Source organism: Microbacterium sp. Kw_RZR3, from assembly GCF_029222405.1.
In the GTDB taxonomy this organism is placed as follows: Bacteria; Actinomycetota; Actinomycetes; order Actinomycetales; family Microbacteriaceae; genus Microbacterium.
On record NZ_JARHXC010000133.1, the window covers coordinates 1 to 8,168 of the forward strand.

Below are 8,168 nucleotides of genomic sequence, written 5' to 3' on the forward strand. Positions count from 1 at the left end.
CGCTGAGCCCGTCGAAGCGTCCGACGCGGAGCGCCACGTCGCCTGGGCGATTTCGAACGCCGCCGCCACGGCATCCCGGTTCCCGGCGTTCGAGATGACGAGGAAGCGCTGCTCTCCCGTGCGGTAGACGATGACGTCGTCGACGATGCCGCCCGACTCGGCGAGCACGAGCGAGTACTTCGCTTTGCCGATTTTCATGGTCGACAGGCGGCCGGCGAGCACGTAGTCGAGGAAGGCCGCGGCTCGCGGGCCCTCGACAACGAATTCGGCCATGTGGGAGATGTCGAACAGCCCTGCGGCCGTGCGCACAGCGTGATGCTCGGCGAGATCGGAGGTGTAGCGCACGGGCATGTTCCAGCCGCCGAAGTCGGTGAACGAGGCACCGAGGGCCTCGTGCCGATCGTGCAGCGGCGACGTGCGCGGTGGAGCGGGGGTTTCGGTCATGAGTTCTGCCGTTCGCGATGACGGTCAGACGCCGGCCGGCGCCTGAGAACTCCCCCTCTGTCATGGGCCTGAGAGTTTCGCTCGCGCCCTCGTGAGGGAGGTCGAGCTTTCACCGTCGGCGGATCCGGCGCGGTGCACCCGGATCACTTTCCAGAGTGGCCCGATCGACGCGGTACGCGTACCTGAGAGATTGGCGGGGAGGCTTGCTCCTTCGGTGCCCGGCTGCGTTCGCCGGAGCTCTCCCGCATCGATCATGGGGCCGGTGTGGACTTGTGGGGTCAGCCTAGCGGGTGGGGGCGCTGGATACAGCCTGCATCGCCTGGGAATCAGTAGGAGCCGCCGGGCCAGACGCCCTCGGGGAGGCGGATGCACGGAGAGAAGGAATCAACATCGAGCTCCGCGCGATCACGGATGTATCGAACAATCCAGAGCGATCCGTACTCTCCGGCAATGTTGACGAGCGAGTCCCCCTGGTCCTGCCGCAGCCCGACGCGATAGTTGCCACCGTTGTTGTAGTGGTCCGCAATGACTCCGATGACTTCCTCGGGTGGCGGGTCTCCCACCACGGTGGCAGTAAGGCCGCCGGCCCACTGCCGTGCGCCGTCTCGGGTGCACCCCAGGAGAGCGCCCTTCTCTTGTTGCTCGATGTCTCTCAGCATCGAGGAGGGGAGCACGGCCGAGATTTCTCGTTCAACCTCCTGAGCGAGCCTCTTCGCGTCGTCGACGCTCAGATCTTCATCGACGATGTCGCCGGTGGGCACGCACGCCGTGAGCAACAGACAAACCAGGGCGAAGACGCCGAGTCCTCCAACAACCCGCCGCCTCACTTGAGCAGCCTCTCTTTGAGATCATTCAAGGCGTTCTTGTTCTCCTCGCTGACTCCCGCGATCAGACTGTGGTTGGCGAGCGGCGAAAGAGACACGCGCTGAGAGGGACCGTCCGGGGTGACAAACGGAGCGAGGTCGCCGCCCAGCAGGACATCGACGTCCGTCGGCCTCTCGTAGATGTGGCTCTCGAACGCCGGGACCGCGTCTGGCGCTCGCCCTGCTCCCACGAGCATCGCGTCCTGAGCCATCGAGAGCGCATCTGTGTAGCTCCAGTGCGAGTAACTGGTCGACGCGTCGAGCGTCCAGCCCTCGGGAACCCAGGCACCGGACAACGAATGAACCTGGTCATAGTGCGCCCCCTGCACCTCGGAGGCCGTGACAGGGACGAGCCCCCAGCTGTGTCCCATGGCGATCTGCCGACAGTGTGCGAGCGTCGGATCGCTGGCTACCTCGCGGTGAAGACGTGCAAGCGCTTCACCCGCGGGAGCGGCCCTGTCGGGGCCGTTGGCTTCGAGGAGGCCGATGCCGAATCCTGTCTGTCCGGGATACTCGTCGTCGCCAGGGAAGTCTGTACCCTTCCACACGAACGCGACCATGCCGCTCTCCTGCTCGGTCATCCACTGAGAGACACCCTGAACTTCTCCTCGATAGAAGCTGTCGACCCGTGTGAACGTTCCGGGCACATAGGTCAAAACCCGCGTCGTCCCCGTCCCCGGCGTGCCGAACATCTCGATGATCCGGTTGTCCGCGGGCTCGTAGAGGTACAGCTGCACCTTGCCGGTCTCGACGCCACGGAGATAGTCGCGCTCCGCTCGCAGCGCGTCCCACGCAGCACGCCTCTCCGCCTGCAGGTCCGCGCTCGCCCCCTCACCGCGAAGCCGCTCCCACCCCGCCAGCTCAGCCTCGACGTCACCCAGGCGCGAGCGCGCCGTCACCCGGTTCGCCGCGACCCGCGCGAGAGGCGGCACGCCGCCCAGGGCCCCGACGAGAGCCGGAGCGCCGTCGATGAGGGCGGCCGCGGCTGCTGGAGAGAGGGTGTCCCACCAGGCGCGCACGACGTCGGGAGCGGGCGGATGCTCGCGGAGCAGATCCGCCCACTCGGGATGAGCGGCGATGAGTCGGGCGATCCGGGACGTCCCCGAGCGCGCGAGCGCGAGCAGAGGCGCCATGACGAGCTCGGTCGCGATCTCTTCGCTGCGCACGGCCCACGTGAGCCGGGGGCCGAGGGGTGGTGCGGCGGCATCCGGGATCGCGACCTCCCATGTCGGAGGAAGCGGGATCGCGGCGAGATCGCCACGCGCCTGGTCGATCCGCTCATCGACGTCCGCGGCGAACCCGTCGATCTCGCGCGTGAGTTCGACGGAACGGTCGCGGTCATCGATCCCCCGGGCTGCGCGCGCGAACTCCGCGACGTGCTCGACGAGACCCCGGCGGCGCAGCGCCAACCACAGGAGGTCGTCGGACAGACGATCGACGATGTCGGCTGCGCGGAGCAGAGCCTCGCCGACGTCGGCGGCGACCACGGCGAGAGGCCGCATCTTCGCGGCGACGGCGGCCGCTTCCGGCGCCTCGTACACCGCTTCGAGGCCGTCCCACCGGGAGACGACCGCGCTTCCCGCCTCGGGGAGGAGGGCCGCCTTGGCTCGCAGCTCTTCAGCGACGCGCCCCAGCGCGGCGGCGTCCACGGGAATCTCGGGGATCACGCCGAAATCCGCACTCACGCGACCCGCCACCGTCCGGTGCCCCGACGCGTCTCGAGCTGCGCCGCCGTGACGGCCATCACGACATCTGCTCGGCAGTACTCCGCCACGGCCTGCTCCGCGACCGTCAGGACCGAACCGGCGTGAGCGATCGATCCGCCCGCCTTCTCCTCCCACGGGTCCATGACACGGCAGAACGCCTGGAACAGCTCGGGCACCGGGGCCATGGCATCCCGAATCCCCCACAGCGCCTGGACGGTCGCTCCGACCGCGTCCGTCAGGTCATCGAGACGCCGTGCCGTGTCGCCGGCAAGCCCGAGAAAGCCGGGGACGTCGATGGCGTAGCGGTCGGTCATCCGCGAGACGTTAGCTGGATCGCCGAGAGGCCCCGAGAACTTCTCCACAGACGCCGACCTGGTGAGGAGAAGTCGGCGAGCGAGCGTCAGCGCGGAATGCACGCTCCGGATGCCACGGGCGTCGACAGCGAGTCGAGTTGGGCCATCACGGGCTCGAGTTCGGCGGGCGTCATCGCGTATCCGACGTTCTCGTCGGTGTCGGACCGCGCGAAGACGACGCCGGCGACATCGCCGGACGGTGTGAGAAGAGGACCACCCGAGTTGCCGGGACGGATCACCGCGCCGAGCGCGTAGATCTCACGCGGGGTCGACTGCCCGTCGTAGATGTCCGGAACGGGCACGGTCCCCACCGACAGCACCTGCGCGCTGCCGGAGGTGAAAGGCCCGCCGTACGGGTACCCCTGGACGACGGCGGCAGCTCCCACGTCGAGAGTGGAGACGACCGGGAGGGGCTTGGCATCCAGGCCGTCGACCGCCACCACGGCCAGGTCGTCGGTCGGGTCGAAGTAGACCACTCGGCCCTCACGCGCGGGCTGACCGGGAAGTTCGACGAGCGGAGTGTCGACACCCGCGACCACGTGGGCGTTCGTGATCAGTCGGCCGTCGCCCGCCACGAACCCGGATCCGCTCGAGGTGACACCGCACGCGTAGGCCGTGCCGGAGATGCGGGCGACCGACTGCGCCGCTTCCGTGAGAGCGGGGTCGTCGAGCGCGATGTCGGGAGCCGTCGGCACCGGACCGATCTGGATCAGCTGGCCCAGCCGCGGAAGGCCGTCGGCGAGGACGTTACCGCGCAGTTCCGCGATCGCCGCGCGGACGGGGGCGGGGGTGATGTCGTCGATCGTGCGGACGACGGCCGACGACCCGAGCGCGGCGGAGACCACCGGCATCCCGGCGGGGATCAACGAGCCGGACACGAACGAGATGGCGAGGGCCGCTGCGGCGACGTTGACGACCCCGCCCAGGAGTCGCTCGGGGATGCGCAGCTTGATGCGGTCGGCACCACGTCGGAACATCTGCCCCACGGCGCTGCCGAGACCGGCCCCGAGCAGCAGGAGGAGCACACCCGCGCCGACCATGGCGGGTCCACGCCACGCGGGTTCGGCGACCCACTGGCCGACGAACGGCGTCACCCAGAACGCGGCGAGCGCGCCCAGTGCCAATCCCGCGAAGAAGCCGATCGTTGCGAGGAATCCCCGCGACAGCCCCACGAGGAGTGCGATCGCCAACACGACGATCAACACGATGTCGACAACAGCCACCCGCACCTCCGAGGTCTGCGATCAGGGTACGTCGCCGGTCCTGGGAGAACCCCTCGACGCGCGTTTTGCGCTTCGGGTCACACTGACATTAAGATCGTCGACGGAGATATGGTCACCATGACACGAACCCCTCGCCCCGAGTCCCGAGACGCCGACGTGCGCGTCGCCGTCTCGACGGTCATCTTCAGCGTCCGCCGCGACGCGCACGACGAACCGGTCCTGTCCCTCCCCCTCGTCCGCCGCACGCGCGACCCCTTCGACGGTCGGTGGGCGTTGCCCGGGGGCTGGCTCGACGCCGCCGAAGAGCTCGACACCGCAGCATCCCGAACCCTGGCCGAGACGACGGGCCTCACCCCCAGCTACCTCGAGCAGCTCTACGCGTTCGGAGCCGTGGACCGCTCCCCCACCCGCGTCGTGTCGATCGTGTACTGGGCGCTGCTGCGCTCCGACGAGGTCGACGCCCAGGTCGCCGCGCACGAACGCGAGGGCGACGCGCCCGAGAACGTCGAGTGGTTCGACGCAACCGACCTCCCGCCGCTGGCGTTCGACCACAACGACATCGTCGAGTACGCCCTCTGGCGTCTGCGCAACAAGGTCGGCTACAGCCGGATCGCGCACGGCCTCCTCCCCGACGAGTTCACGCTCGCCGACCTCCGCGAGGTGAACGAGACGATCCTCGGCAAGCGCCTGGACCCCGCGAACTTCCGCCGTCAGGTCGACACCTCGAACACCCTCATCCCGACCGAGCGCTTCCGCACCGGAAGCCACCGCCCCGCCCGTCTGTACCGCTACAACCGCGATGTGGAGCTCGCCGACCGCGGCCCGCTCCCCTCCCGTCACTGATCGGAACGCCCATGGCCGCCACCCTCATCACCCTGCAGCCCCGCCCCGCGATCGACCCGAGCGTCGATCACGCGATCCAGGCGATCGTCTCGGGCGCGTCGACCGACGCCACCTGCACGACCGACCTCGCCGTCGGCCCCTGGGACTTCGACACGCGCCCCGGCTACGGTCCCGGCTCGTCGATGGGCGACGTGATCCCCACGGGCTCCCCGCGACAGGGCGAGCTGCCCGCGGAGTACCGAGAGGCGTCCGACGACGAACTCGATGAGCGCATCCGCGCGGCCAAGGCGGCCCTCGGCGATCGCGTCGTCGTGCTCGGCCACTTCTATCAACGCGAGGAGGTCGTGCGGCACGCCGACTACGTCGGCGATTCGTTCCAGCTCGCCAATGCGGCGAAGGAGCGTCCCGAGGCCGAGGCGATCGTGTTCTGCGGCGTGCACTTCATGGCCGAGACGGCCGACCTGCTCTCGCGCCCCGACCAGGCCGTCATCCTCCCGAACCTCGCCGCCGGATGCTCGATGGCCGACATGGCCGACATCGACCAGGTCGAGGAGTGCTGGGAGCAGCTCGAAGACGTCCTCGGCGATCTGGAGACCCCGGATGCCGACGGCCTGGTGCCGGTGATCCCGGTGACGTACATGAACTCCAGCGCCGCCATCAAGGGATTCGTCGGCCGTCACGGCGGCATCGTCTGCACCTCCTCGAATGCGCGCACCGTGCTCGAGTGGGCTTTCGCCCGCGGTCGCCGCGTGCTCTTCTTCCCCGATCAGCACCTGGGCCGCAACACGGCGAAGGCCATGGGCGTTCCGCTCGAGCAGATGCCGATGTGGAACCCGCGGAAGCCGCTCGGCGGATCGACGGCCGAGGTCATCGAGGACAGCCGCGTCATCCTGTGGCACGGGTTCTGCTCGGTGCACCGCCGATTCACCGTCGACCAGATCGAGAAGGCGCGCGCCGAGCACCCCGGTGTTCGCGTGATCGTGCACCCCGAGTGCCCGATGGACGTGGTGGATGCCGCCGACGAGGCGGGATCGACCGACATCATCCGCAAGGCCATCGCCGCCGCCACCGAGCCCACGACCTTCGCGATCGGCACCGAGATCAACCTCGTGCAGCGCTTGGCCGCGCAGTACCCGCAGCACGAGATCTTCTGCCTCGACCCGGTCGTGTGCCCGTGCTCGACGATGTACCGCATTCACCCCGGTTACCTCGCGTGGGTGCTCGAGTCGCTCGTGGCGGGCCAGGTGGTCAACCGCATCACGGTCCCGGCCGATGTCGCCGAGCCCGCCACCGTCGCCCTCGAGCGCATGCTCGCGGCCAAGCCGAACGGTGCCGTGAAATGACCACGGTCGTCGTGGTGGGCAGCGGTATCGCCGGTCTCACGGCGGCGCTGCACGCGGCGGAGAACGGATGCCACGTCACGATCGTGACGAAGGGCGCTCTTCCCGACACGAACACGCGGTGGGCCCAGGGCGGGATCGCGGCGGTCACCCACCCCGCCGACAGCGTGGTCTCGCACGCCGCCGACACGCACACCGCGGGCGCCGGGCTCACGGACGCCGCTGCCGTCGACGTCCTCGTCGGCGAGGGGCCGGCACGGATCCTCGAACTCGTTTCGCGCGGGGTGACGTTCGACCGGACGCCGGAGGGCGACTTCGCCCGCGGCTTGGAAGCCGCGCACAGCGTTCCGCGCGTGCTGCACGCGGGCGGGGACGCGACCGGCGCCGAGATCCAGGCGGCTCTGGGCGCCGCGGTGCGCGCCGCCGATCTACCCGTGCGGGAACATGCCCTTCTGCGTGACCTCGTGGTCGAAGGCGGTCGCGTCACGGGGATCGAGCTCGACGGCGGCGAGCGTCTCGACGCCGACGCGGTGATCCTCGCGACCGGTGGCGCCGGACAGCTGTACGCGCACACCACGAACCCGCTTGGTGCGACCGGGGACGGGATCGCGGCAGCCCTGCGCGCCGGTGCCGCCGTCGCGGATCTCGAGTTCATCCAGTTCCACCCCACCGCCCTCGCTGTTGGGGCTCCGTTCCTCGTGTCCGAGGCCGTCCGCGGCGAAGGTGCCGTCCTCATCGACGACGCCGGTCGGCGGTTCTGCTTCGACGTGCACCCCGATGGGGAACTGGCACCCCGCGACGTCGTCGCCCGGGCCAACGCGCGGGCGATGGCCGCGCAGGGCGATCGTCCGGTTCGCCTGGATGCCACCGCGCTCGGCGCCGAACGTCTCGCGCAGCGCTTCCCCACGATCGATGCCGCCGTCCGCGCACGTGGGCTCGATTGGGCGCGGGAGCCCATCCCCGTGACGCCCGCCGCGCACTACCTCATGGGCGGGATCGTCACCGACCTCGACGGGCGCACGAGCGTCCCCGGTCTGTACGCGGTCGGCGAGACGGCGCGCACGGGCGTCCACGGCGCGAACCGCTTGGCATCCAATTCCCTGCTCGAAGGGGCGGTGTTCGGCGCGCGGGCCGGGGAGGCCGTGACGGAGGAAGGCACGTGGCCGGTCGCGCCGGCATCGGCCGCTCTCGAGCACGTCGAAGCCGCCGCGGACGCTCCCCCGTTCTCGCGCGAAGCCCTCCAGCAGATGATGTGGGCGCACGCAGGGCTCGTGCGCGATACCGCCGGCCTCGACCACGCGTCCGGGCTCCTCGCCGCCTGGGCCGCTTCCCCGTCCCCTCGCTCGATCGAGGACGCCAACCTTCTGCTCGTCGCCCGTCACGTCGTCGCCGCGGC

7 protein-coding genes, 1 pseudogene and 1 riboswitch are annotated in these 8,168 nt (G+C 69.9%); of the genes and pseudogenes, 3 read left to right on the plus strand and 5 right to left on the minus strand.

Annotated elements, in window-relative coordinates; genetic code table 11:
• The 5 genes and pseudogenes from P2P98_RS07090 to P2P98_RS07110 form a co-directional block, all read right to left on the minus strand.
• Positions 1-444, minus strand: a pseudogene (locus P2P98_RS07090) (glycine cleavage system protein T); the annotation flags it as partial.
• A gap of 160 nt (positions 445-604) precedes the next feature.
• Positions 605-699, minus strand: a riboswitch (glycine riboswitch).
• Between the two features lie 71 nt (positions 700-770).
• Positions 771-1,271 carry a hypothetical protein gene (locus tag P2P98_RS07095; protein ID WP_275798503.1) on the minus strand — a complete coding sequence of 167 codons (501 nt, stop codon included), beginning with the start codon at positions 1,269-1,271 and terminating at the stop codon, positions 771-773.
• Positions 1,268-2,974, minus strand: a complete 1,707-nt coding sequence (locus P2P98_RS07100) for a hypothetical protein (RefSeq protein WP_275798505.1) — start codon at positions 2,972-2,974, stop codon at positions 1,268-1,270. Before P2P98_RS07100 ends, P2P98_RS07095 begins: the two co-directional genes overlap by 4 nt.
• 14 nt (positions 2,975-2,988) lie before the next feature.
• Positions 2,989-3,327, minus strand: a complete 339-nt coding sequence (locus tag P2P98_RS07105) for a hypothetical protein (protein WP_275798507.1) — start codon at positions 3,325-3,327, stop codon at positions 2,989-2,991.
• Between the two features lie 86 nt (positions 3,328-3,413).
• A complete protein-coding gene (locus P2P98_RS07110; RefSeq protein WP_275798509.1) occupies positions 3,414-4,589 on the minus strand; it encodes a MarP family serine protease in 1,176 nt (391 codons plus the stop codon).
• A 108-nt stretch (positions 4,590-4,697) separates the two neighbouring features.
• Between P2P98_RS07110 and P2P98_RS07115 the strand changes: the two genes are divergently transcribed.
• The 3 genes from P2P98_RS07115 to nadB form a co-directional block, all read left to right on the plus strand.
• Positions 4,698-5,432 (plus strand): NUDIX domain-containing protein, encoded by a 735-nt coding sequence (locus P2P98_RS07115; RefSeq protein ID WP_275798511.1) that lies wholly within the window; start codon positions 4,698-4,700, stop codon positions 5,430-5,432.
• An 11-nt stretch (positions 5,433-5,443) separates the two neighbouring features.
• The gene (nadA, locus tag P2P98_RS07120; RefSeq protein WP_275798513.1) at positions 5,444-6,775 is read left to right on the plus strand and encodes a quinolinate synthase NadA; all 1,332 of its coding nucleotides are present in this window, start codon (positions 5,444-5,446) and stop codon (positions 6,773-6,775) included.
• Positions 6,772-8,168, plus strand: a 1,397-nt coding sequence (gene nadB / locus P2P98_RS07125) for an L-aspartate oxidase (RefSeq protein ID WP_275798515.1), incomplete at its 3' end; no start/stop codon positions are given. The genes nadA and nadB, both read left to right, overlap by 4 nt.

Bases quoted from the DNA above. Each gene is read 5' to 3' on its own strand.
- P2P98_RS07105 (WP_275798507.1), bottom strand. From the start codon at position 3,327: ATGACCGACCGCTACGCCATCGACGTCCCCGGCTTTCTCGGGCTTGCC.
- P2P98_RS07115 (WP_275798511.1), top strand. From the start codon at position 4,698: ATGGTCACCATGACACGAACCCCTCGCCCCGAGTCCCGAGACGCCGAC.
- nadA (WP_275798513.1), top strand. From the start codon at position 5,444: ATGGCCGCCACCCTCATCACCCTGCAGCCCCGCCCCGCGATCGACCCG.